This window comes from uncultured Kiloniella sp. (genome assembly GCF_937128705.1).
Taxonomy (GTDB): Bacteria; Pseudomonadota; Alphaproteobacteria; order Kiloniellales; family Kiloniellaceae; genus Kiloniella.
This window is the reverse complement of record NZ_CAKZMP010000144.1, coordinates 1-23,143: the sequence shown is the minus strand read 5'-3', so window position 1 is coordinate 23,143 and position 23,143 is coordinate 1. Positions and strand designations below refer to the sequence as shown.

23 protein-coding genes are annotated in these 23,143 nt (G+C 45.4%); 7 read left to right on the top strand and 16 right to left on the bottom strand.

The genetic code is table 11. From position 1 onward, the window contains the following. Positions 1-61 precede the first annotated feature (61 nt). Both Q0241_RS08165 and Q0241_RS08160 read right to left on the bottom strand, forming a co-directional pair. Complete coding sequence (locus Q0241_RS08165; RefSeq protein WP_299375828.1) at positions 62-295, bottom strand: YkvA family protein; 234 nt, start codon at positions 293-295, stop codon at positions 62-64. Positions 296-491: 196 nt separating this feature from the next. Continuing rightward, on the bottom strand, positions 492-803 hold the full coding sequence (locus Q0241_RS08160; RefSeq protein WP_299375825.1) for a 4a-hydroxytetrahydrobiopterin dehydratase: 312 nt from the start codon (positions 801-803) through the stop codon (positions 492-494). A 185-nt stretch (positions 804-988) separates the two neighbouring features. On the opposite strand from Q0241_RS08160, the gene Q0241_RS08155 reads away from it, so the two are divergent. After that, complete coding sequence (locus tag Q0241_RS08155) at positions 989-1,420, top strand: metallopeptidase family protein (protein ID WP_047763928.1); 432 nt, start codon at positions 989-991, stop codon at positions 1,418-1,420. A 25-nt stretch (positions 1,421-1,445) separates the two neighbouring features. Here Q0241_RS08155 and Q0241_RS08150 read toward each other — a convergent pair whose 3' ends face one another. The 8 genes from Q0241_RS08150 to Q0241_RS08115 all read right to left on the bottom strand — a co-directional run bounded on the left by Q0241_RS08150 (position 1,446) and on the right by Q0241_RS08115 (position 8,969). Next, positions 1,446-2,048, bottom strand: a complete 603-nt coding sequence (locus tag Q0241_RS08150) for a uracil-DNA glycosylase family protein (RefSeq protein ID WP_299375850.1) — start codon at positions 2,046-2,048, stop codon at positions 1,446-1,448. Between the two features lie 172 nt (positions 2,049-2,220). Further along, positions 2,221-2,589: a glyoxalase gene (locus Q0241_RS08145; protein ID WP_299375817.1), complete on the bottom strand. Its 369-nt coding sequence runs from the start codon at positions 2,587-2,589 to the stop codon at positions 2,221-2,223. A gap of 39 nt (positions 2,590-2,628) precedes the next feature. Beyond that, positions 2,629-3,684, bottom strand: a complete 1,056-nt coding sequence (locus Q0241_RS08140) for a dipeptidase (RefSeq protein ID WP_299375815.1) — start codon at positions 3,682-3,684, stop codon at positions 2,629-2,631. 40 nt (positions 3,685-3,724) lie between these two features. Beyond that, a complete protein-coding gene (locus Q0241_RS08135) occupies positions 3,725-4,519 on the bottom strand; it encodes an ABC transporter ATP-binding protein (protein WP_299375814.1) in 795 nt (264 codons plus the stop codon). After that, positions 4,506-5,366: an ABC transporter ATP-binding protein gene (locus Q0241_RS08130; RefSeq protein ID WP_299375812.1), complete on the bottom strand. Its 861-nt coding sequence runs from the start codon at positions 5,364-5,366 to the stop codon at positions 4,506-4,508. Before Q0241_RS08130 ends, Q0241_RS08135 begins: the two co-directional genes overlap by 14 nt. Then, entirely contained in the window at positions 5,363-6,292 is a 930-nt protein-coding gene (locus Q0241_RS08125) for an ABC transporter permease (protein WP_299375810.1), read from the bottom strand. The genes Q0241_RS08130 and Q0241_RS08125 overlap by 4 nt, the downstream gene beginning before the upstream one ends. A 1-nt stretch (position 6,293) precedes the next feature. Beyond that, positions 6,294-7,361 (bottom strand): ABC transporter permease, encoded by a 1,068-nt coding sequence (locus Q0241_RS08120; RefSeq protein WP_299375808.1) that lies wholly within the window; start codon positions 7,359-7,361, stop codon positions 6,294-6,296. Positions 7,362-7,367: 6 nt separating this feature from the next. After that, the gene (locus Q0241_RS08115) at positions 7,368-8,969 is read right to left on the bottom strand and encodes an ABC transporter substrate-binding protein (protein ID WP_299375805.1); all 1,602 of its coding nucleotides are present in this window, start codon (positions 8,967-8,969) and stop codon (positions 7,368-7,370) included. A gap of 612 nt (positions 8,970-9,581) precedes the next feature. Between Q0241_RS08115 and Q0241_RS08110 the strand changes: the two genes are divergently transcribed. Together Q0241_RS08110 and Q0241_RS08105 are read left to right on the top strand one after the other, a co-directional pair. Then, a complete protein-coding gene (locus Q0241_RS08110) occupies positions 9,582-10,064 on the top strand; it encodes a low molecular weight protein-tyrosine-phosphatase (protein WP_299375803.1) in 483 nt (160 codons plus the stop codon). A 1-nt stretch (position 10,065) separates the two neighbouring features. Continuing rightward, entirely contained in the window at positions 10,066-11,025 is a 960-nt protein-coding gene (locus tag Q0241_RS08105; protein ID WP_299375801.1) for a DMT family transporter, read from the top strand. Here the strand turns inward: Q0241_RS08105 and thpR are convergent. The 4 genes from thpR to Q0241_RS08085 all read right to left on the bottom strand — a co-directional run bounded on the left by thpR (position 10,943) and on the right by Q0241_RS08085 (position 14,543). Further along, a complete protein-coding gene (thpR, locus tag Q0241_RS08100) occupies positions 10,943-11,506 on the bottom strand; it encodes an RNA 2',3'-cyclic phosphodiesterase (RefSeq protein ID WP_299375799.1) in 564 nt (187 codons plus the stop codon). The genes Q0241_RS08105 and thpR overlap by 83 nt on opposite strands. Before the next feature lie 142 nt (positions 11,507-11,648). Beyond that, the gene (locus Q0241_RS08095; RefSeq protein ID WP_299375797.1) at positions 11,649-12,689 is read right to left on the bottom strand and encodes an NADP(H)-dependent aldo-keto reductase; all 1,041 of its coding nucleotides are present in this window, start codon (positions 12,687-12,689) and stop codon (positions 11,649-11,651) included. A 16-nt stretch (positions 12,690-12,705) separates the two neighbouring features. Next, positions 12,706-13,878, bottom strand: coding sequence for an FIST C-terminal domain-containing protein (locus Q0241_RS08090; RefSeq protein ID WP_299375848.1), 1,173 nt, complete (start codon positions 13,876-13,878; stop codon positions 12,706-12,708). 2 nt (positions 13,879-13,880) lie between these two features. After that, positions 13,881-14,543: an arylesterase gene (locus Q0241_RS08085; protein WP_299375795.1), complete on the bottom strand. Its 663-nt coding sequence runs from the start codon at positions 14,541-14,543 to the stop codon at positions 13,881-13,883. Positions 14,544-14,828: 285 nt separating this feature from the next. On the opposite strand from Q0241_RS08085, the gene Q0241_RS08080 reads away from it, so the two are divergent. The 3 genes from Q0241_RS08080 to Q0241_RS08070 all read left to right on the top strand — a co-directional run bounded on the left by Q0241_RS08080 (position 14,829) and on the right by Q0241_RS08070 (position 18,933). Continuing rightward, positions 14,829-15,563 carry an ABC transporter ATP-binding protein gene (locus Q0241_RS08080; protein WP_299375792.1) on the top strand — a complete coding sequence of 245 codons (735 nt, stop codon included), beginning with the start codon at positions 14,829-14,831 and terminating at the stop codon, positions 15,561-15,563. A 5-nt stretch (positions 15,564-15,568) separates the two neighbouring features. Beyond that, positions 15,569-18,103 (top strand): FtsX-like permease family protein, encoded by a 2,535-nt coding sequence (locus Q0241_RS08075; RefSeq protein WP_299375790.1) that lies wholly within the window; start codon positions 15,569-15,571, stop codon positions 18,101-18,103. A gap of 113 nt (positions 18,104-18,216) precedes the next feature. Next, positions 18,217-18,933: a Bax inhibitor-1/YccA family protein gene (locus Q0241_RS08070; protein WP_299375786.1), complete on the top strand. Its 717-nt coding sequence runs from the start codon at positions 18,217-18,219 to the stop codon at positions 18,931-18,933. Between the two features lie 80 nt (positions 18,934-19,013). On the opposite strand, the gene Q0241_RS08065 is transcribed toward Q0241_RS08070, so the two are convergent. Continuing rightward, entirely contained in the window at positions 19,014-19,424 is a 411-nt protein-coding gene (locus tag Q0241_RS08065) for a hypothetical protein (RefSeq protein WP_299375783.1), read from the bottom strand. Between the two features lie 187 nt (positions 19,425-19,611). Between Q0241_RS08065 and recQ the strand changes: the two genes are divergently transcribed. After that, positions 19,612-21,453: a DNA helicase RecQ gene (recQ, locus tag Q0241_RS08060; RefSeq protein WP_299375780.1), complete on the top strand. Its 1,842-nt coding sequence runs from the start codon at positions 19,612-19,614 to the stop codon at positions 21,451-21,453. Positions 21,454-21,502: 49 nt separating this feature from the next. Here recQ and Q0241_RS08055 read toward each other — a convergent pair whose 3' ends face one another. Continuing rightward, positions 21,503-22,900 (bottom strand): MFS transporter, encoded by a 1,398-nt coding sequence (locus tag Q0241_RS08055; protein WP_299375777.1) that lies wholly within the window; start codon positions 22,898-22,900, stop codon positions 21,503-21,505. Positions 22,901-23,143 lie beyond the last annotated feature (243 nt).

Sequence of the window (23,143 nt, the reverse complement as noted above, 5' to 3'; positions counted from 1 at the left end):
AAAATTAGAAAATACCTAAGATTAAAAAGAAACTTGCTTTAAAATGTCAATTACCCGCTTCTTAATCGTTCACATCAAGCCAGACTTGCGCTTTCTCTTCATGCTCTGTGGTTATATGAGACTTCACAGAATTGATTGCAGCGATAAGAACCGAAATATCATCCGTAAAACCAAATGCGATAATAAAATCAGGGATTAAATCAGCGGGCACAACAAAATAGGCCAAGGCTGCCATTAAAATCGCTTTGGCTTTCAGCGGTGTCTTTCGATCAGTCGCACAGAAATAAGCTGCCAAAAGCTTCTCTGAGAAGGTTATTTTTAAAGCGACTCTTTTAAGCTTCCTTAAAAAGCCTTTTTTAACAACCTTTTCATCCGCGGCTAGCAAAGTGGGCTCAGAATCTTCAGGATCTGGTTTTCGAAGCTGTATAAATCTCATATATCGAAGATGAGAGAGTAAGGCCTAGATTACAAGTCCTCACCCTCATGCCGATTTAGACTTTAGAAGCAAAAAGGTTCATTTTTTTCGCCAATTCAACATCCAAAGCTGATAGGCCATTACAATCATGCGTGGTCAGGACAATATCGACTTTGTTATAGACATTAAACCATTCAGGGTGATGCCCCATCTTTTCAGCAACAAGAGCCACACGGTTCATAAAACCCCAAGCTTGATTAAAGGTTTTAAAGGTAAAAATCTTGCGAATAGCATCCCGGTCACTTTCCTGAGCCCATCCTTCTAGTTCCGGAAGAAGACTTGCTCTTTCATTATCAGATAGCTTCGTGGGAATTTTACGTTCCGGCATAATGAAAATCCTGTTTTACTGAAATTTGTTCTTTTTTTAACAATAGCATAGAATAATTTGATAGATGAACGGTGATTATGAAAAAAGGTGTTTGATTTTCCCTACGGTCTACGGGTAGGACTTTAAGATTGACAGCGCCTTTGAATCTATGCCTATTGCCGTCCTCGGTTAACTGGATTGAGAAAATGGGCCAACTTCATAACATAGAACGTTTTACGACTCCCCCAGAGATCAGTGATATTGAATCTCTGGCGCGTGAAGCCTATGCGCATATGCCTGATGAGCTCAGAGATGTCGCCAGCCAACTTAGAATAGAAGTTCAGGACTTCCCATCAGAATACATGATGGAAGCTATGGATTGTGAAACCCCTTTCGAAATTTTGGGGCTATATCAAGGTGTCGATCGCCGTTCAATGACTCAACAAAGCAGAGAGCTGAACGAAGAGAAGGATACTGTTTTCCTTTTCCGTCGCCCTATTCTTGATTTTTGGTGTGAAAACGGTGAAGACCTTAATCAGGTTGTCCGCCATGTCCTGATTCATGAGATCGGTCATTATTTTGGCATGTCAGAAGACGATATGGACAAAATGGAAAGCAGAACGGTAAGTCTTTCTTAAGGCTCAGCATCGACACAGAACCCGACTAAACAAGTCCTTGCACGCGGTTACGCAATACAGGCAGCACATCATCTTCAAACCATGTATTTTTTTTGAGCCACATGGCTGAACGCCAACTCGGGTGTGGGGTAACAAAATAATCCGGTTGATATTCCTTCCATGCTTTTACTGTTTCCGTCAGTGTTTTCTTCTTTCCCTTGCCCAGATAATATTTTTGGGCGTATTGGCCTACCAATAATGTAATGTTCAAATTTGGTAATACGCCAAGCAGTTTGTCATGCCACAAAGGGGCGCATTCCGGTCGCGGTGGCGCATCGCCCCCTTTATCTAATCGTCCCGGATAACAAAATCCCATCGGCATAATTGCTATTTTTTCTGGATCATAAAAAAGCTCTTTATCAATCCCCAGCCACTCTCGCAAACGATCACCCGAAGGATCGTTCCAAGGGATACCCGTTTCATGGACCCTTGTACCTGGAGCCTGTCCAATTATAAGAATTTTTGCTCTTGAAGAAATTTGGACAACAGGGCGGGGCCCCAAAGGAAGATCCTTGGCACAGTGCGTACAGGCACGCACGTCCCCTAATAGTTTGTCCAAAGCATTATCCATCAATGCTGCATTCTCCATAATAACAGGGCGTACGACATCCCCCACTATAAACTAACGCGAAGTAACAGACATCAAATCAATGTGATTGTCTTCTTGGAAAGGTATCATTGAAACTCTTCGGGCACTTTGGAATGGAAAACCTAGATGCCAAACATTCAAGCATCCTTTTCTTACTCAAAAGAGCTCTTAATCACGCACCCGTCTTTTGCATAAACTCAAGGCGGTTACCAAAGGTATCATTCACGAAAAACCTTTTATAACCTTCCAATTTATCATCCCATTGTACGGCAACATTATTAATAGCCAACTTGTCCGCCAGAAGATCAAGATCTTTTAAAAGAAAGGCAGGATGAGCCTTTTTCGCAGGTTGAAAATCTTGTTCTATGCCGAAATGAATTTGAAAAGAATCTGTACAAAACCAGACACCTCCTCTACCCGCTAAGCTTTCGGGTTTAGGGACTTCAGTCCAGCCCAGAATTGCTCCATAAAAATTTCGACATAAATCTTCACTATCGACAGGAATAGCTAATTGGACATGATCAAGACCTATCCAGTTCATACGATCCCCTCTTCGTTAAAAAAGTTACCGACAGAAATCCTAAATTCCAGTACGTTCGAGTACGGACAACCAATTTTCATGGGCAATTTTGTTGATTAATTTATCACCAAAGCCAGATTTCTTCAGCCCGTCCAGTAACTTAGGCAGACCTGTTGCATCCTTTATTGCATCTGGCACCAAGCACCCGTCAAAATCAGACCCAAGAGCAACACCATCTTCGCCCAACTTATCAACAAGATAGGCTGCATGCCGGACCAAAACATCGATGGATGTGTTCACATCATGAGCACCATCATCGCGCAGGAAAGCGACATGATAATTGATGCCCACGAGTCCTTTACTTTCTTTAACAGCATCCAACTGTTTATCCGTTAGATTTCGTGCCGAAGGGCATAAAGAATGTGCATTGGAATGGGACGCAACCAAAGGTTTGGTTGATAATTTAGCAACATCCCAGAAACCTTTCTCTGTAATGTGGGACAGATCAATCATAACCCCCATGCGATTACAATTCGCGACCAGCTCACACCCCACATCGGTCAAACCAGTACCTGTATCAGGCGAACTGGGAAAAGCCATAGGAACCCCGTCCGCAAAAATATTTTTGCGGCTCCAGACCGGACCAATAGAACGAAGACCTGCTGCATAAAGGATTTCCAGAGCATACAGATCTTTATCAATTGCCTCGGCCCCTTCGATATGCATGATCATGGCAAGCTTGCCTTCGGACATCGCTGCACGGGCTTCGGCAACCGACTTCGCAATAACGACCTGGCCATCACTCTCCCTTACCCAACGTCGTGCCATCGCAAACATTCGATTGGTAAAGTTAAGAGCTCCGGGTTGGTCAACAGGGGCAAAGTTAGCAGGATCTTCAGGATCAAACGGCACACCGGATGTATCATCATATTTTGAAGGAACAAACATCGCAAAAAGGCCGCCTTGCAAGCCACCTTTTCGTGCCTTTGGCAGGTCAATATGTCCGCGCTCATTTTCAGAGAAAAAAGATACTTCTTTCGCTGTTCCTTCGTTCATGACATGACGAAGTAAAGTATCATTATGCCCATCAAATACGGGAATAGGTAAAGCTGACATTAATCAATCCTGCTACATATAAATACAACAATATAAAATTTCAGGCTTCTGGTTGATAGCCTTCACTGGCTTCGAGTAACTCGCGGGTATATTCGTGTTCAGGTTTCGATTCACGCATCGTTTCGACATCCATAATCTCAACGATTTCACCGTGGCTCATAACCGCAATTTCATCACACATATGGGCAACAACTGCGAGATCATGGGTTACCAGAATGTAGGTCAATTGACGCTTTTTACGAATATCCGAAAGCAAGTTGAGAATTTCAGCCTGCACAGAAACATCCAGAGCAGATGTCGGTTCGTCCAGCAACAGAATGTCTGGCTCCAACATCAAGGCCCGGGCAATCGCCACACGCTGTCGCTGACCACCAGATAACTGATGGGGATAACGGAATCTGAACGAGGCCCCCAAGCCAACATCTACCAAGGCTTGGTTCACACGATCATCAATATTATCAAACTTGTGAAGTCGCAGAGGTTCAGACAAGGTCCGATCTATACTGTGTCTGGGATGCAAAGACGCATAGGGGTCTTGGAAAACCATTTGGATCGTCCGACAATAAGACATCTCTCGTTTTTTGCTAATTGGTTCGCCGTTAACGGCAACAGTACCGTCCCAGCTTGGTACCAAGCCGCTTACCGCGCGAAGGACCGTGGATTTTCCTGATCCGGATTCCCCTACGAGGCCAAATGACCCCCCTGCTTCAACAGAGATAGAAACATCTTTTACAGCACGAAACTTTTCATGCCCTTCGCCAAAATAAACATTCAAATTTTGAATATCCAAGGCAATCGGAGCTTGATTCAACTTTGTATTATCAGAGGAAGGCATCGACACTTGGGTCCTCTATCCATTTCGGGTCACGTTCAAGAACCGATAGCTGATCTTTGGGCTTGTGAATATCCGGCAAGGCATTAAGCAAGCCCCGTGTATAAGGATGTTTCGCATTTTGAAGTTCATCCGCGCGACAGGTTTCAACAATCCGGCCACCGTACATAATAATCACACGATCACAAAAGGAGGCGACAAGGTTCAAATCATGGCTAATAAAAATCAAGCCCATACCTCGTTCTTGCACCAACTTATCCATAATCTGCAAAACACGGCGTTGGACAGTTACATCCAAAGCTGATGTCGGCTCATCCGCAATTAATAGATCAGGCTCTGGAATCAACATCATAGCAATCATGATACGTTGTCCCATGCCGCCAGAAACCTCATGCGGATAGCTATCATAAACCCGCTCAGCATTACGAATTTGCACCGCATTCAGCATCGCAATAGACCTTTCCTTGGCCTCGGTCTTTGATGCATTTGTATGAACGCGATAAGCCTCGGATATCTGATCACCAACCTTCATCACTGGGTTCAGTGAAAATTTTGGATCCTGCATAACCAGAGAAATCTTATGTCCTCTGACATCACGCATTTCCTTTTCGCTTAAGGCCTGTAAATCCTGTCCATCAAAATGGATTTTCTTTGCTTCAACCTCACCCGGATGACGGATCAACCGCAAAATCGACCGACCAGTCATAGATTTACCGGATCCGGATTCACCAACAATCCCTACGCGTTCTCGACCAACAGAGAAGGAAATGCCCCGAACGGCCTCTACAACACGCTTTTTAGACGCAAAACGCACCCAGAGATCTTCTACTTCTAAAAGTGGTTTACTCATGACTGTGCCTTCTTCGGATCGAGGATATCACGCAAGCCATCACCAAGCAGGTTGAACCCAAGAGAGACAATAAAGATCGCCAACCCAGGCATCGTCGCAATCCACCAATGGTCATGAATGAACTGTCGTCCAGAAGAAATCATCGCTCCCCATTCCGGACTAGGCGGTTGTGCGCCAAGACCGAGAAAACCAAGTCCAGCAGCGGTCAGAATAATGCCCGCCATATCCAACGTCACCCGTACAATCAACGAAGACATGCACATAGGCCAGATATGTCCCAGAATGATCCGTAATCGACCTGCCCCCTGAAGCTGAATGGCAGCAATATAGTCACTGTTTCGAATGGTCAGCGTTTCTGCCCGCGCAATACGGGCATAAGGTGGCCAAGCCGTCAAAGAAATGGCAAGAATTGCATTTTCGATCCCCGCACCCAAAGCAGATACAAATGCAAGTGCCAGAACAAGTCGGGGAAACGCAAGGAAGATATCAGTGATACGCATCAAGACCGTATCAACCCAACCGCCGAGATAGCCAGCTACAGTTCCAACCAACAGCCCAAAAACAGGCGCTGTAAAGGCAACCAATGCGACAATAAACAATGTTATCCGTGATCCGTATATTATACGGCTCCAGATATCACGGCCGGAATCATCAGTTCCCAGAATATGGCCATCTGTAAAGGGCGGCAGCAGTGTAGATTTTAAATTTTGAATAGAAGGATCATGGGTTGCCAATAAGGGCGCAAAAATTGCCACCAAGATTAGCAAAACAATGATCATAAAGCCCAAAAACGCAAGACGGTTGGCAACAAGAGACTGCCACCCTGCATATAGCTGTACCATTTGGGCATGAAATCGTGATTCAGGAGACTCGCTGTTCAACCAGCCCTTCAATCCCTGATCGTACGATTTTGTATCTGTACTCATTCTAACGTGCCCTCGGATCAACAACTTTATATAGGAAATCAGACAAAAGATTGAGGCCGACAAAAATCAAACCAACGACAACTGTCCCGCCGATAACAGCATTCATATCGGCTGAAAGCAGAGCTGTTGTCAGATATGAGCCTAATCCAGGCCAAGCAAAGATAATCTCTGTCAAAACAGAGCCTTCTAGAAGGTTTGCATAGGAAAGCGCGATCACGGTTATCAAGGGGATCATGACATTACCCAATGCATGACGCCAAATAACAGTTCGTTCTGAAAGGCCTTTGACTCGGGCTGTTGTAATATATTCTTGCGAAAGCTGCTCAAGCATAAAGGATCTGGTCATACGGCTGATATACGCCAGAGAATAATACCCAAGAATAGAAGCCGGAAGAATGATATGCGAGAAGGCATTCCAGAAAATATCAAGGTCTCCCTCGATAAGACTATCGATCAAAATTAATCCCGTTACGACAGGAATAATATCTTCGTAATAAACATCCAGCCGCCCAGGGCCACCGACCCAGTCCAACACGCCATAAAAAACAATAAGTCCGACAAGACCAATCCAAAAAATAGGCATGGAGTAACCGAAAAGGCCGACAAAACGAACAACTTGGTCCTGCCACTTTCCTTCGTGCACCGCAGCCATAACCCCCATTGGCACACCAAACAACACGCCAAAAATAGTGCCAACTGTTGCCAATTCTAGGGTAGCAGGAAAAACACGTAAAATGTCTTCGGATACAGGCCTTGCCGTTAGGTTGGAAACACCAAAATCACCCACTGCGATCTGTTGTAAAAAGATCCCAAACTGAACCATCAGGGGTTTGTCTAAACCAAGGGACTTGTAAGCCGCATCATAAATTTCTTGCGACGCACGTTCGCCTACGATCGCCAAAACGGGATCGACGGGCATGACACGACCAATAATAAAAGTAACAAACAAAAGGCCAACTAAAGTGAGCAGCACAGTAAAAAGCACTGTGATCAAACTCTTAAGACGCTTTAGAAGCGGCACGGAAGACCCGCGCCGCTTCGGCGTCGCTGTATCAACAGCATCACTCATCAGATACTACTTTGTAACAGTCCAATAAACGACCTGAGAAACCGCAGAACCAGTATAGAATCCTTGAACATTGGTACGACGGCCTGTTTGTTCGTTCTTCTGGAACATTTCAACAAACGGTGAATTCATCTGATGCTCTTTTTGCATATCAACATACATCTGAGCACGTTTCACACTATCTGTTTCCTGAGCCGCGGCGATGGTTAAGGCGGTCATTTCCGGGATATCCCATGAATTACGCCAAGCCAATTTACCAGCGTGCGTTCCATTGTTGTCCGGGTTTGATGCAAATGTATCCGCATTTGTATGTGGATCCGGATAATCTGGTCCCCATGCCCCAACATAAATCTGGAAGTCACGTGCACGATATTTACCCAAAATCTGTTTACCAGTACCCTGGGTCAGACTAACGTTTATACCAGCTTGTTTGAAGGTATTCTGAACAGATTGAGCAATCTGAATACGTTCTTGCGCATTCCGTACAATGATTTCAACATCAAAACCATCTGCGTGACCAGCTTCGGCAAGTAGCTCCTTGCCTTTTGCTACATCCAGTTTAAATGGCTTGTCTTTCAGCTCACCCATATAGGTCAAAGGCAAGAAAGCTTGATGAACAACGTATTGACCTTTTAGGAAGGAATTCACCATTCCATCATAGTCGATCAGATAACGCAGCGCTTCACGTACTTTTGGTTTGGAAAGAATAGGATCCTTCTGGTTCATGGAAATATACATGATCCGACCACGCAGATCATTATCTACTGCCAAATCTGAATTATCAGAAATACCTTCGACATCAGTCGGATTTAGGTTACGCGCAACGTCAATATCACCTTTTTCCAAAAGCAATCGCTGTGTTGATGATTCTGGAATATGACGAACGATAATCTTCTTCATTGTTGGCTTTGCTGCCCAGTAATCAGCATTAACTTTCAGATTATATGATTGGTTAGGCTTCCAGTTAACCAAAGAATAGGCACCTGACCCTGCTGAATTAGTTTGGAGCCATTTATTACCCCAGTCACCGTCAACTTCGTGAGACTGAACCAGTTTTGAATCAACAATAGATGAAACAACAGCGGCAAAACAGTTCAACACAAAAGAAGGGGCATATTTTTTGTCAGTTGTCACAACAAGCGTATCATCATCTGTCGCTTTGATTGTTGCATCAACATTATCCGCATCAAACCCGAACTGTGTCAGGATAAAAGACGGTGTCTTTTTCATAACGACAGCACGACGAAGAGAATATTCTGCATCGTGCGCTGTAATATCATTACCCGAATGGAACTTACGACCTTTGGCAATTTTAAACGTAAAGGTTTTGCCATCTTCACTGATCGTCCAGCTTTCGGCCAAACCAGGCTGATATCCTTTGGATAGATCTGCAGGATCAAAGGTTACAAGCTTGTCGTAAACATTATTAGAATAATCAGACCCGGCAAATTCAAATAAATCATGCGGATCAAGTGATGTAATGTCATCAATACGATTGGCAATTACGAGTACGTTATCTGGTGTTCCAGCATAAGTAGCAGTCGCCGATAATGCAGAAACAGAAACAGCCGTGGCAAACGCCAGACCTTTCAATAAATTCTTTATCTTCACTTTGGACTCCCTGTATTAGATGCGCCGCTTTTTGGAAAACCAGTTTCGGTTCTCAGGTGATTTTTTACGCGCCGCTGCCATAGCGTTGCCGTAATCAGAACTTTTGTCAACGCTATGGAAACAAATTAACCGAATGAAAACTATAGAAAATTATCAAAACTTGACCTCGATATTTCAACTTAAAATTGAGAAACAGATTGTAAATAATATTTTAAAACCGGCTAATATTATTTAATATCCATCGTCAAAGATGTTTTAATATTTATAAAATTCAAAAGTTCAGCACTTTTACAAGATACGCGTATGAAGTGTCTTATCAAAAATTTATATGCATTAAGTGACTTCTTTGTGATTCAGTAAAATTGGTTGAACCAAATTTTTCCTATTTTTTTCTCGCCACATCAAATCGTATACAATCTATGCTGGACAGACGATCTCGCATAAGATTTAGTAATTGTAATCACAATGCACCGTATCGGTTTTGCGTTCCTTAAAACGGAAATTCGCAGTCCGTTTTTCCAAAGAACCTCTGAGTAAGTTGTATCACACAAGCCATACAATTCCTTAAGACCACAAAACAGAACACAGACCTTTAGCAGGAATATTACATTAATGAAAAAGTACAAAGTTCTCTTCGTTTGCACAGGCAACATTTGTCGCTCACCCGCGGCTGATGGCATCTTAAGGCACAAGCTAAGGGAACAGGGCTTGAATGAGATGGTTACAACAGATTCAGTCGGTACACACAGTTACCATATAGGTGAACCACCTACCCAAACTGGTCTGAAACTAGCGTCAAAGAAAGGCTATGACTATTCTGACCTCAGAGCACGCCAACTTTCAGCAAAAGACTTTGAAGAGTTCGACATGATTCTCGCAATGGATTTTGGCCATCGAGACATCATTCAAGAAAAATGCCCCCCAGAATACCAAAACAAAATAAGCATGTTTTTGGATTACAGCCCTTTTGATATCAAAGAAGTTCAAGATCCTTATTATGGCGGACCGCAAGATTACGAAGACATGCTTGATGTCATTGAAACGGGCGTTATCAACCTTGTGAACCACTTTAAAACACAACTCAAAGATCAATAAAATGAGTACATCGACAGGGGTTACGAAAAAGCAACACGAAGATAGAATTATTCTTGGAATCATTTTGGCGATTCTGATGGTTTTTTGCACATCTGTTATGGATGGCATAGCCAAATGGCTCACAGCGTCTTATAGCATCATTAGCATTATACTTATCCGGAATTTATTCAGCCTGCCACTTGCTGTCGTCCTAGTCGCTAAAACAGGTGGAATTGCTACTCTTAAGTCAGATCGACCAGTTCTTTTACTGGTGCGATCATCGCTGATTATTTTTGCTGCCGGATCATTTTATGCGGCATTGCCTTTTATGCCACTGGCGGAAGTCTTTGCCATCGCTTTTGTCGCCCCCTTGTTCACAACATTACTATCGGTGATTTTCCTAAAAGAAAAAGTGGGTTTTCATCGCTGGGCCGTCGTCTTCACTGGCTTTGGCGGCGTTCTGATCATATTGCAGCCAGGGACAGACACTTTCCAGCCCGTTGCAATACTCCCGGTCATTGCAGCCTTTTTTTATGCCTTGCTGATGATCATGACCCGACAACTCCGTCATCATTGTAGTTCATCCGGCATGACTTTCTGGGGGACAGTTACAACTGTTTGTTTGGCATCAACAACCCTCGCCTTACCCTGGGAAGCCTTTGCCTGGACTCTGCCAAGTAACACAGACCTTCTTATGCTAATGGGCATGGCAGTCGTTGCAACAACCGCACACTTTTTAACCGGACAAGCCTATCGCTACGCCCCGGCAGCTGTTGTCGCACCTTTTGACTATACCATGCTGATATGGGGGCTTATTTTCGGTTGGGCCTTTTGGGACGAAATTCCCGAAGCACATGTTCTATTTGGGGCGAGTATCATCGTCATCAGTGGCCTCTACATTATATATCGAGAGTCTCGGTCCACGAATAAAACGGTTCTGGATAGTCAGCTTCCAGAAAATAGCACGCCCCCGACGGTGTAAGTTTGCTGGAATAAAGGCCAAAACTTTCCACTGTAAACTCAGGATGAGAAAAAAGACTATTGTCGCGCAGATACGCCCCAAAAGCAGGCCCCGGGTTACTTTTAAAACGACAGAGCGTAACATGAGGCGTGAACTTCTCTCGCTCTAACCTTATGCCAGTTGATTGTGCAGCGTATTCTACCTTACGGCGGAGATCTGAGATTTCAGGGGTTTTCTCAACCCCTGCCCACAACATTCTTGGACCGTTCTCTTTACCAAAAAAACCCACGCCACTTAAACGGACAGGAAAGGGATTGAAATGCAAGCGACTGAAAGCATCGTCCAAATCCCGGGCCTGTGCACCGTCCAAGTCCCCGAAAAACCGTAAAGTAATATGAAAATTTTCAGGGGCAACCCACCGCTGTCCGGGTAATCCGTTACAAAGCCCCATAAGCCGTAATCTCGCTTCTTCGGGAAGAGCAATGGCGCTGAACAGCCGCATGGGTACCTCCTGTAAACAACCAACAAAACAAAAAGCCTGAATCAGAACAACTTATTCTTAAAGCACCACAGCGAGACGGTTTTTAAACCCTGAATGACTTTTCTATAACCAATGGCTAAAACCATCTATCAATTACGGGTCATTACGGGCAAGGAATCGTATGTTTTCGTCCAAGTTCTTCGATTTCCGCTAAAACCTCTTTTGAAAGATCAAGTTCCGCTGATTCAATATTTGCCTTCAATTGTGCCATCTTTGTGGCCCCGATAATAGGCGCGGTAACAAAGGGACGCGAACGGACAAACGCCAATGCCATTTGTGCAGGATCAAGGTGATATCTCTCCGCAAGATCCACATAGTCCGCAATCGCGGCCTGACCTCTTTCGCCCATATAACGGGTATTATCAGGGAAAAGTGTCATGCGCGCACCCTGTGGCCGGGCACCGCCTAGATATTTACCGGTTAAACTACCTGCACCCAATGGCGCATAGGGAAGCAAGCCAATATCTTCGCGCATAGAAATTTCGGCAAGGCCAACCTCAAAGCTTCTGTTTAAAAGGCTATAGGGATTTTGGATAGAAGCCATACGCGGTCCTCGCCCTTCTTCAGCGAGCTTCAAAAATTGCATGGTTCCCCAAGGTGTTTCATTGGACAATCCAACATTTCGGATCTTCCCAGCCTTAACAAGATCATCAAGAACACTCAACGTTTCTTCTGGCTGAGTAATTTGTTCCTGATCACGATGTTCAAACCCGAGTTGGCCAAATATGTTGGTATTCCGATCAGGCCAATGAAGTTGGTAAAGATCGATATAATCCGTCTTTAACCGTTTTAGTGAATTATCAAGCGCCTCGACAATGTGTTTTCGATTAAATCGAGCAATTTCACCGCGAATATAGGTTTGCGCCGCGCTTGGGCCTGCAACTTTTGAAGCAAGAACAACTTTATCCCGATTGCCCCGTTCTTGAAACCAATTCCCGATTATTTCTTCTGTACGGCCATAGGTCTCAGCTTTAGGTGGCACGGCATAGATTTCAGCAGTATCAAAAAAATTAATCCCTTTACCCAGCGCATAATCCATCTGTTCAAAGGCTTCGTCTTGTGTGTTTTGTTCCCCCCAGGTCATCGTTCCCAGGCAAATTTCACTGACTTTAAGATCTGTACGACCTAGTTTGGTATATTTCATAACATCCTCAATAACTTTAATAAAAAAGCGTCAAAACCCCTGTGTACCCATACAAACGATCATGGGACACTTCACCATTCGCGTAAAAACCGACCAATGGCATATCCCCAAATTCCTGACGAAGGATATTGAGTTCTTCCGAGTTTGGCCCAAAAAGTGCCTGCCCTCTGCCCAGACAAGAATAGTATAGCCCAGCTTTAGGGGCGCGTGGTAATCGTGCGCGTATATCATCCAGTAAACGATTGAGATCTTTTCGCGCGGCCTCGTTATCCCGTCGGCAGAAAAAAATAGGCTGTCCGGCCTCTACCTCGTCTGTAATGTTCAAGGAACCGTCACTGATATCAATGCTCATAAGGTTTCGTACCAGATAGTCATCACCGTCACTGCCTTCAACCGGAAAACCGACAAAGATATAGCCCCCAATCTTACTCAAATCCCGGGATAAAAGCTCTCCTATATCTTCTTTGAGAACATCCAGCGCCGGTCTGCCATCAATGGTATAAATCTGCTGATCATCCGCTGATGTAATCGTTCTCTTTGGGCCGATTGGTGTACACCCTTGCGTCAACCCTGTGATTGCAGGCACAGAATCGTTAAAGAAAACACCGGACAAGGGACAGTCTGTAATATGGTTTGCAATTTGTGGCAACTCGCCCCGCGAAGACGTCAATCCCCCGACGAGATAAACCTCTAACCCCGCGGAAAGAGACGAAATCTGCAAAGGAAGATCATAATGCCGTGGATCACCATGTATCAGCCCCAGATAGGCCTGATTCTTTTCCAACCAACTTTCAACGCCCTCACCAGTGACAACAAGTTTGACCCCTTCTTCCGTTTCCATCTGCCCTGATTCAAACACCTGAAACGTATCAGATGGGAAAGAGCCGATCATAACGCTCAAGCCCGGTTCGTCGTATAGCTCTACAGCAGAAAAACGACCGAGTTGGCTGGCAGCATTAGTTCCGACACCAATGCCGATTGTGCCTGTCCAGTTTTCAAGGCCCGTTTTTGTCTTCAGAAAGGTCAAGATACTCGACAAATCATCTGCGAAAACATCGGTGGCATAAATAAACCCCAAGTTTGCTTCTGACGGCAGATCCCCCAGACCATTCAGAATCTCAGCACAAGCCTTGGACCAGTCCGGCGAGGACGAGAAAGCTGCCTTAAATTTAGGATCTGCCTGTAACATACTCACTCTATGCCTTTCTCTGCGTCTTTTTCAAGCAAAGGCACGAGATAAGGCAGAATATTCTGAACAATCAAATCCACCCCTGCACGATTAGGATGGATGCCATCAGCTTGATTCAATGCAGGGTCAAGCGCCACGCCTTCCAGAAAGAAAGGATAAAAAGCAACATCATATTGCTCTGCCAATTCTGGGTAAATTTTATCAAATTCAGTCACATATTCAGTACCCAGATTTCTGGGGGCCTGCATTCCGGTTAGAAGTACTTTCGCCCCTGAATCTTTGAACCCCGCAATAATCTGGCTGAGATTTTCACGGGTTTGCGACGGCTCCAAACCGCGCAAACCGTCATTCGCGCCAAGCTCGACAATAACAACCTGCGCTTCATCCAGCAAAGCCCAGTCTAGACGGGATCGTCCCGAAGCCGAGGTGTCACCAGAATTCCCACCGTTAATAACAGTGATATTATACCCAGACTCTTTCAAAGCTACCTGTAACCGTTCAGGGAAAGTATCCCCAGCTTCCAGGCCATAACCATGGGTAAGACTATCCCCAAAAGCCAACAGCTTAACGGGCGTTTCTGCATAGGATAAATTTGCGGTAAGAAGAGTAAATAGAAAGTACGGAACGAGACGGAATACACGTCTGCAAAGAAATTTAATCATCATCTATAGGATCAATCATTTCCCAAAAAAGCAATAACCATTACGTAGTATACCCTGAAATATGTTCGATACCTTAAAGGAACAAGCCCTGTTCACGATCTCCTGACCATTCTTGTATGAATTTGTTTTTTAATTCTGCAGATACTTTTCAACATTACTGTTTTAGAACAAATATTTAATCGATATAACGAGAGTACACTTAATCTCAATGATTGAAATCCTCACATCCACCACCATATAGGTTTTTGATCAAAGCTTTATGACAGTGCAGAGAAAGTCTTTCTTATCATGACCGCGGGCTCAAAAAATCTTGTTTGTCTTTCCCATGTCAATCTGACCTTGAGCTCATTGGCCGGAAAGGTTGATATCCTTAAAAATATCAATCTTCATATCGATAAGGGCGAAACTGTTTCTGTCGTCGGGCCATCCGGTGCCGGTAAATCATCCATGATGATGCTGATGGCAGGTCTTGAAGCAGCAACATCCGGAAGTGTTGAAATAGACGGACACGATCTGGGCAAAATGGACGAAGACGCCCTCGCTCGTTTTCGCAGAGACTCTGTCGGTATTGTTTTTCAGGATTTTCATCTCATCCCCACAATGACGGCATTGGAAAACGTAGCTGTTCCATTAGAGTTTGCGCGCAAACCCGATGCATTAAAGCGGGCACAAGAAAGACTGGAAGCTGTAGGGTTAGGACACAGGCTTGATCACTTCCCCGGACAGCTTTCTGGTGGTGAACAGCAAAGGGTCGCTCTTGCCCGGGCCTTTGCAGCAGAACCCAAAATCTTGTTAGCAGATGAACCCACTGGAAACCTTGATAGCACAACCGGAGAAATGGTTATCGAGCTTCTTTTCAAATTGCAAAAAGACCACGATACAACGCTTATTCTCATCACCCACGACCCGCGCCTGGCAGCAATGTGTAACCGAACAATCACGCTCCAGGACGGGCAATTAGAAGAAGAGACTTCTAACAAAGCAGCCAAAGATACGGCATCAGCAATGGCATCGCAGGGCTGATTGTCATGTCAAAGAGTTTACCATTCTCCCTTGCCGCCAGTTATGCCTTTCGCGAACTCCGAGGCGGCATAAAAGGCTTCCGCATATTTCTTGCCTGTTTATTTTTAGGTGTTGCGGCCATTGCTGCAGTCGGGTCAATCTCAGCTGCGATTGAACAGGGATTACGCAATGATGGTCGAAACCTTCTGGGCGGGGATATCGCGCTTAACCTGGTTCACCGGGAAGCCTCTGACGATCAACTGAGTTGGCTCCAGGACAAGGGAGAGATTTCTCTTGTCCGTGAAATGCGGACGATGGGCAAGCAACCCGTCGAAGGCGGTAAACGCACCCTGATCGAATTGCGCGCCGTTGATGATATTTATCCGCTCTATGGGGATGTCATCCTTGAACCCAGCATGCCCCTTTCGGAAGCACTAGCTAAAACAGATAAAGGCTGGGGCACAGTCCTTGCGCCAAACCTTTTAAGAAAGCTCAATTTAGAAGTGGGCGATAAAATCGTTGTCGGCAATGGACACTACGAAATACGCGCGTCGCTCATAAAAGAACCAGATCTTTCAACACGCGCCTTCACCTATGGCCCAACGGTCATGGTATCAGGGGATAGTCTCGACGGCACAGGCCTTATTCAACCCGGCAGTATGGTTCGGTACGATTATCGTTTGGCCTTGCCCATTGAAACAGATCTCAAAGCTTTTCAGGAAACGATTACCACAACTTTCCCAGAAGCAGGGTGGCGGATTAGAAGTTCAGAGAAAGCAGCGCCGCGTATCAGCCAGTTCATTGATGTCCTAGGCATGTATCTAACGCTTATAGGATTGGCGACATTGCTTGTTGGCGGTGTTGGTATCGCAAACGCAGTGAAAAGCTTTATGGACAGTAAAGTCGGTGTAGTCGCAACATTGAAATGTCTCGGTGCCCCGTCCCGATTAATTTTTCAGATCTATCTTATTCAAATACTTTTCCTCACGCTAATTGGTACGGTGACAGGTTTAATCGCTGGCGCGTCGGCACCCTTTGCCGCCAGTGCCTTTGCCAAAGATATGCTTGGCTGGGAAATCGCCGCACAGTTTTACGCTGAACCTCTTTTGCTGGCCGCAGCTTTTGGTTTTCTCACCGCCTTTACTTTTTCCATCTGGTCGCTATCCAAAGCCGGAAAAACCTCTCCCGCCCGCCTTTTCAGGGATTTAACATCCCCGATCACGGGACGGCCAACACCAAAGGCAATGATCGCCCTATCTCTCAGTGCTGTTCTGTTGGCATTAACGGCTGTTACCTTCGCAAGTAACCCCAAAATTGCCGGATTCTTTATTGTAGGTGCCATTGGCACTTTCGCCATTTATCACTGTGTAGGATGGCTCATAACCAAACTCACCAAATTCTTGCCCCGGGCAACCCATCCTGCCCTGCGAACCGCGATCGCAAACCTTCATCGACCTGGTGCACCGACAACAAGTGTCATTCTGTCAATGGGGCTTGGGCTTACCGTCCTTGTTATCGTTGCACTATTAGAAGGAAATGTTCGACAGGCTGTAACACAAAGTCTGCCCGAAGAAGCCCCCGGCTTTTATTTCATTGATATCCAGCCGCAGCAGGTTGAAGAGTTTGAGCAACTTGTTCAAAGCACTAAAGGTGTCAACGAACTGCGACGTGTCCCCATGATGCGGGGCAGAATCACAGCCGTGAATGGCGTCTCCCCATCCGAGCTTGAAATTCCAAGCGAGATCAAATGGGTATTCCGCAGTGATCGCGGTCTGACATGGTCGGCTGAAATGCCACGAAATACCAAACTCATTGACGGGAATTGGTGGCCAGAAGATTATAACGGTAAACCACTGGTATCTCTGGATCAGGCCGTTGCAAAAGGATTAGGCCTTACGATTGGTGACAGCCTGACAATCAACCTTTTGGGGCGTCCAATTGATGTCGAGATAGCAAATTTACGAAAAATCGACTGGGGCGGATTGGAAATCAACTTCGTTATGGTTTTCTCACCCGGTCTTATGTCCAAAGCACCACAGACACATATTGCCACGGTTAAAGCGCTGCCAGAAATAGAAGACGCGTTGGAAATCAAAGTCACTGATACATTTTCAAACGTCTCGTCCATTCGGGTCAAAGAAGCATTAGAAGCAGCAACTGAACTACTTAGCCATGTCGCCCTTGCCCTTTCAGTTATCGCCGTGGTCGCCCTTTTGGCGGGAACCCTTGTGCTAGGTGGAGCCGTCGCCGCCGGGCATCGACGTCGGGTTTACGATTCCGTTGTCTTAAAGGTTCTGGGTGCCAGCCGACGATCCCTTGCCGCAACTTTCTTTCTGGAATTCGGTATGCTGGGGCTGATTTCAGCTGTCGTCGCCGTCGTCATTGGTGCCGCTGCATCTTGGGCAATTACGATCTATATCTTACGCCTTGAATTTACTTTATTAACCGAGGTTGTCCTCTTCACACCTTTACTGGCCTTGCTGGCAACACTGGTGTGTGGCTATGCCGGAACGTGGAGCGCATTGCGACAACGCCCCGCTGCATTGTTACGAAATGAATAAATTTTCGGTTGAGATAATAATATCCAACTAAAAAACCCGATTATTGTTGATTTTTAAACAACAAGACCCAATATTAGGATCAGCTTTTTAGTAAAAACGAAACGAGGTTTCTTATGATCGACCGTTCCACACAACGCAGTGTTGGATATGGCCAGGCAACAGCGGCCGACACAGATGCTGGTCTGCGCGCATACATGCTTGGCGTATACAACTATATGTCAATTGCACTTGTCATTACAGGACTTGCAGCCTTCGGAGTATCCCAGAGCCCAGAACTTCTACAACTCGTTTACGGCACACCACTAAAATGGGTTGTGATGCTTGCGCCATTGGGAATGGTACTCTTCCTAAGCGCCCGTATCCACGCTTTAGCCGCATCTACAGCCCAGATCCTTTTTTGGGTCTTTTCGGTACTCATGGGGATCTCAATCTCCTACATCTTTATCGCTTACACCGGTGAGTCCATCGTTCGTGTTTTCTTTATCACAGCGGCGTCCTTTGCTGGCCTTAGCCTTGTTGGTTATACCACCAAGAAAAACCTCTCAGCTTTTGGTTCTTTCCTGACTATCGGTCTGATCGGTATTGTAATAGCCAGTATCGTAAACATCTTCTTGGCATCCTCTGGTCTAAGCTTTGTCATTTCCATTCTCGGGGTTCTGATTTTTGCTGGACTGACAGCTTACGATACCCAGCGCATCAAACTGATGTATATGGAAAGTGACCATTCGGAAGTTGCCCAGAAAAAATCTATTATGGGTGCCCTTTCACTGTATCTAAACTTCCTGAACATGTTCCTGTTCCTGCTACAGCTTTTTGGTAACCGCGAATAAGCGTAGATGACATAGCGTCATAAAAAAAGCCCGGCGATTTGATCGCCGGGCTTTTTCGTACCCCTAAATTCTAAAACAATCTAATCAACAATTTGCACAACCTTCTCTTTAAGAGAGTCAGCGACCTGTTGAAATATTTCAGGACCATCGCCCAAAATTTCATTCTCAATCACCGACTTCATCGCCTTGAGGTGTGCTTCGTAAAGTTGGGGTGTCGACAGATGGAGTGTATCCTGTGCCACTTGATGCTTTAAAAGCGTATAAAAACTGTCACCAATACGTGTCATCAAAGGAAAACCAAAACTGGTTCCCTGTCCCTTAATGTTGTGAACAATACACCGAGCCTGATCCATAGCTTTAAATGCTTTATCTGAATTGTTTTGAATTTCATCAAAAATTCTATCCAGAGTAGAGAAGTCCTCTTCTATACCTAATCGGTAAAGTTCGACAAGCTCTGCATCGGCATAAGTATTTTGACCTGTTCTTGACACCTTAACATCCTTTGTTTGGGTATGTTTACAAGCAAAAAAAATGTATTTCTGAATAATAACAGCAACAACTTATATCACATGCGCATTCAACGATAGCGAGAATATCAAATAACACATACAGAATATAACATAATCTCTTAACAAACTCTTTTTGACCGACCACGGCGGACTTGGCTATAAGCCAAGCATGGATTCGATCACCCCTCAAATACCATCTGCACAGGATATTCTTAGCCGTATTTTTGGCTATGATAGTTTCCGAGGAGATCAAGAAGCTGTCATTGACCATGTGATTGATGGTGGTGACGCACTTGTCCTGATGCCGACAGGCGGGGGAAAGTCCCTTTGTTACCAAATTCCGGCACTTTGCCGCCCTGGCCTTGCCGTTGTTGTTTCTCCCCTGATTGCCCTTATGCAGGACCAGGTCACGGCGCTTCAACAACTTGGCGTCAAAGCATCAGCCCTGAACTCGACACTTCCCTATAGCGAGATCCTCGCCACGGAAAGAGGTATGCGATCCGGGGAACTTGATATGGTTTATGTGGCCCCGGAAAAGCTTCTCACCGATGGTTTCCTTGGTTTGTTGGAACAGTGTGACCTCTCGCTCTTTGCTATTGATGAAGCCCATTGTGTTTCACAGTGGGGGCATGATTTCAGACCGGAATACCTGCAACTGAGCCTTCTGAAGGAACGTTTCCCCTGGGTTCCCCGAATTGCCTTAACGGCAACCGCAGACGGACCAACAAGACAAGATATCAAAGAGCGCCTTCATTTAGCAGAGGCCCGTGCTTTTGTAGCCGGATTTGACAGACCGAATATTCGCTACAAAATTGGACTAAAGGCAGCACCTAAAAAACAGCTGACAGATTTGCTAGAACGTGAACATTCAGGGCAGTCCGGCATTGTTTATTGCATGTCCAGAAACAAGGTAGACGAGATCGCACAAGCCCTGTGCGAAAAAGGTTTCAATGCCCTGCCGTATCACGCAGGCCTTTCTAAAGACATCAGAGCAAACAACCAGGATCGCTTTCTCAAAGAGGATGCTGTCATCATGGTCGCGACAGTTGCCTTTGGCATGGGTATAGACAAACCTGACGTTCGCTTTGTCATTCACCTCGACCTGCCCAAAAGCCTAGAAGCTTACTATCAGGAAACAGGGCGCGCAGGGCGTGATGGTCTTCCGGCAGAAGCCTGGATGATTTACAGCATGAACGATGTCGCCCGGCTCTATCACATGGCATCACAGTCCGATGCACCAGAAGCACAAAAACGGATCGAAAACAGAAAGCTGGAAGCCCTATTGGGCTTTTGTGAAACCACGCGCTGCCGCCGACAGGTACTGCTAGAATACTTTGATGACAATCCGATTGAGCCCTGTGGAAATTGTGATACCTGCCTGACTCCTGTTGAAAGCTTTGACGGCACACAAGCCGCGCAAAAAGCATTGTCGACAGTCTATCGTACTGGCCAGATTTTCGGATCCGCCCATGTGATTGATGTGCTTCTTGGCGCAAAGACAGAACGCATCGAAAAACTTGGTCATGACCAACTCAGCACCTTTGGCATTGGCACAGAGTTCTTAAAACAGGAGTGGCGGTCTATTTTCCGCCAACTGGTCGCCCTTGGTTATTTAAAAGTGGATATGGAAGGCCATGGATCCTTTCAGCTCGGCGAAGATTGCCGCCCTGTGCTAAGAGGTGAAAAAACAGTCCAATTCCGCCGCGATCCTGCAAAGAAAACGCGCGCGTCATTACGCAGCCACTATAAAAAGTCATTTGGCCCAGCAGCAACAATTGATGATCCAAGAGACGAAGCGTTATTCCAGACCCTTAGGGCAAAACGCCTCGAATTGGCGAAGGATCAGGGGGTCCCCCCTTATGTGATTTTTAATGATAAGACGCTTTTGGAAATGGTCATGGCGCGTCCGGTTGATCTCGGTGATATGGCAAATGTACCCGGTGTCGGCAAGCGCAAGCTCGAACGCTATGCCGATATCTTCCTAGGCGTCATCAACGAAAGCCGCGCATAGTTTTCGTCGTCGGTGCGGCCCGTATCCTCAGGCTTTTTGGGTTCTAAGATTAGCCTTTTTGATTTTCACTTTGCGTTTCAGGAACATCTTCATCAGAAGAGAGCTCTTCCTCCCAAAAAGCGGGGCCATCCTCTAAAATATCGGACTCGGCTTCTTCCTCTTCCGTGACATGGTCAGGACTATCACCTTCAGCTTCGGCGATCACTTCCTCATACCATTCTTCACCTTCAGGGGTCATTGCAACAACCATCGTAGATGATTCTGCTGGCACCCCAATGTAATCACCTTGGTCTGCAATTGGCACAGAACTACGTTGTGTCATACGGAAGACACCAAAGGATGAAATCATAAACAAAGTAACGGACATACTATACACAAATGCATTAGGACCCAGTTGCCCCATCAAAAATGTACTGATGATTGGTCCAACAATAGCGCCGATTCCCCCAATAACGATCAGGGCACTCGTGGCTCCAACAATTTCAGATGCATCCAGATAGTCATTGGTGTGCGCAATGGCTAATGAATACAACGGCAAGCAAAGTGCACCAAATAGGAAGGCACTTCCCAAAAACCACACTGTTGCTTCAGAACCAGAGAAAAAGCCCATCGAAAGCGCAATCAGTCCCGCAAGAAGAGCAACGACAATTAAAACCTTACGACGGTCAAAGTGGTCCGAAACCTTACCAATTGGCCATTGTAGTGCAACCCCGCCAATCGACATTGTTGCCATGAATACAGAAATATCCACCGTATCCATTTCCAATTCTTTGGCATAGATAGCCCCAGCACCAAAAATTTGCGCTTGTACGACGCCGACCCCAAAGGCACAAACAAAACCCAATGGAGAAATTTTAAATAATCGCTTGAGGCCAACAGGTGTCGGAGATTCAAACGTTGGAACCTGCGCAACAGTGAGTGTTGTAGGGATGAGCGCCAAGGATACGAGTACTGACATTAAGATAAACGGTAAGAAACTACCTGGATCCGAGGTATTAATCAGAAGTTGCCCCAGTCCCATAGCACCATACACGACCACCATATAAACAGCCAAAAGTTGCCCACGGGTTTCATTGGTAGAGCTATCATTAAGCCAACTTTCTGCAACAATATATAACCCTGCGAAACAAAATCCGGTTATAAGACGCATCGCGCCCCAAGTATAGGGATCAATAAAGACAGCATGTAACAAGGCTGAAGCAGAAGATAATGAAGCCAGTGCTGCAAAAACACGTACATGCCCTACATTGGCAAGAACCTTGGGTGTCACAAATGATCCAGCAAGATACCCGATGAAATAGCAGGTCATCACGGCACCGATTGATTCGGTCGAGAACCCTTCAATAGATCCCCGGACACTCAACACAGTACTCTGCAAGCCATTACCCAGCATAAGAAAGGCAATACCGAGCAAAAGTGCCCACGAATTAGTAATTGCTGACAACATTTATTATTTCCCTAGGCCTAAAGCGTGACCAAATTCCATTCCTACCACTTAGAGAATATTTATTAAGATAGTTCTACCTTAGTTGCGACTTTTCGCTTCTCTATTCACCACTTTGGCAGGTAAAAAATAACTATAAATCTTTAAAATCAACAAATTGAGCTTCTGGATATTAGAAAGGTGGCTAACACTTCATCGCCAGCCACCTTATATCACTTAGACTTTCGGCATCCTTTTATGCAAAAG

What these genes read in the sequence shown, in the direction of transcription:
- Q0241_RS08160 (WP_299375825.1), bottom strand. Translation starts at nt 803, where the DNA reads ATGCCGGAACGTAAAATTCCCACGAAGCTATCTGATAATGAAAGAGCA.
- Q0241_RS08155 (WP_047763928.1), top strand. Translation starts at nt 989, where the DNA reads ATGGGCCAACTTCATAACATAGAACGTTTTACGACTCCCCCAGAGATC.
- Q0241_RS08150 (WP_299375850.1), bottom strand. Translation starts at nt 2,048, where the DNA reads ATGGAGAATGCAGCATTGATGGATAATGCTTTGGACAAACTATTAGGG.
- Q0241_RS08145 (WP_299375817.1), bottom strand. Translation starts at nt 2,589, where the DNA reads ATGAACTGGATAGGTCTTGATCATGTCCAATTAGCTATTCCTGTCGAT.
- Q0241_RS08140 (WP_299375815.1), bottom strand. Translation starts at nt 3,684, where the DNA reads ATGTCAGCTTTACCTATTCCCGTATTTGATGGGCATAATGATACTTTA.
- Q0241_RS08135 (WP_299375814.1), bottom strand. Translation starts at nt 4,519, where the DNA reads ATGCCTTCCTCTGATAATACAAAGTTGAATCAAGCTCCGATTGCCTTG.
- Q0241_RS08130 (WP_299375812.1), bottom strand. Translation starts at nt 5,366, where the DNA reads ATGAGTAAACCACTTTTAGAAGTAGAAGATCTCTGGGTGCGTTTTGCG.
- Q0241_RS08125 (WP_299375810.1), bottom strand. Translation starts at nt 6,292, where the DNA reads ATGAGTACAGATACAAAATCGTACGATCAGGGATTGAAGGGCTGGTTG.
- Q0241_RS08120 (WP_299375808.1), bottom strand. Translation starts at nt 7,361, where the DNA reads ATGAGTGATGCTGTTGATACAGCGACGCCGAAGCGGCGCGGGTCTTCC.
- Q0241_RS08110 (WP_299375803.1), top strand. Translation starts at nt 9,582, where the DNA reads ATGAAAAAGTACAAAGTTCTCTTCGTTTGCACAGGCAACATTTGTCGC.
- Q0241_RS08105 (WP_299375801.1), top strand. Translation starts at nt 10,066, where the DNA reads ATGAGTACATCGACAGGGGTTACGAAAAAGCAACACGAAGATAGAATT.
- thpR (WP_299375799.1), bottom strand. Translation starts at nt 11,506, where the DNA reads ATGCGGCTGTTCAGCGCCATTGCTCTTCCCGAAGAAGCGAGATTACGG.
- Q0241_RS08095 (WP_299375797.1), bottom strand. Translation starts at nt 12,689, where the DNA reads ATGAAATATACCAAACTAGGTCGTACAGATCTTAAAGTCAGTGAAATT.
- Q0241_RS08090 (WP_299375848.1), bottom strand. Translation starts at nt 13,878, where the DNA reads ATGTTACAGGCAGATCCTAAATTTAAGGCAGCTTTCTCGTCCTCGCCG.
- Q0241_RS08085 (WP_299375795.1), bottom strand. Translation starts at nt 14,543, where the DNA reads ATGATGATTAAATTTCTTTGCAGACGTGTATTCCGTCTCGTTCCGTAC.
- Q0241_RS08080 (WP_299375792.1), top strand. Translation starts at nt 14,829, where the DNA reads ATGACCGCGGGCTCAAAAAATCTTGTTTGTCTTTCCCATGTCAATCTG.
- Q0241_RS08075 (WP_299375790.1), top strand. Translation starts at nt 15,569, where the DNA reads ATGTCAAAGAGTTTACCATTCTCCCTTGCCGCCAGTTATGCCTTTCGC.
- Q0241_RS08070 (WP_299375786.1), top strand. Translation starts at nt 18,217, where the DNA reads ATGATCGACCGTTCCACACAACGCAGTGTTGGATATGGCCAGGCAACA.
- recQ (WP_299375780.1), top strand. Translation starts at nt 19,612, where the DNA reads ATGGATTCGATCACCCCTCAAATACCATCTGCACAGGATATTCTTAGC.
- Q0241_RS08055 (WP_299375777.1), bottom strand. Translation starts at nt 22,900, where the DNA reads ATGTTGTCAGCAATTACTAATTCGTGGGCACTTTTGCTCGGTATTGCC.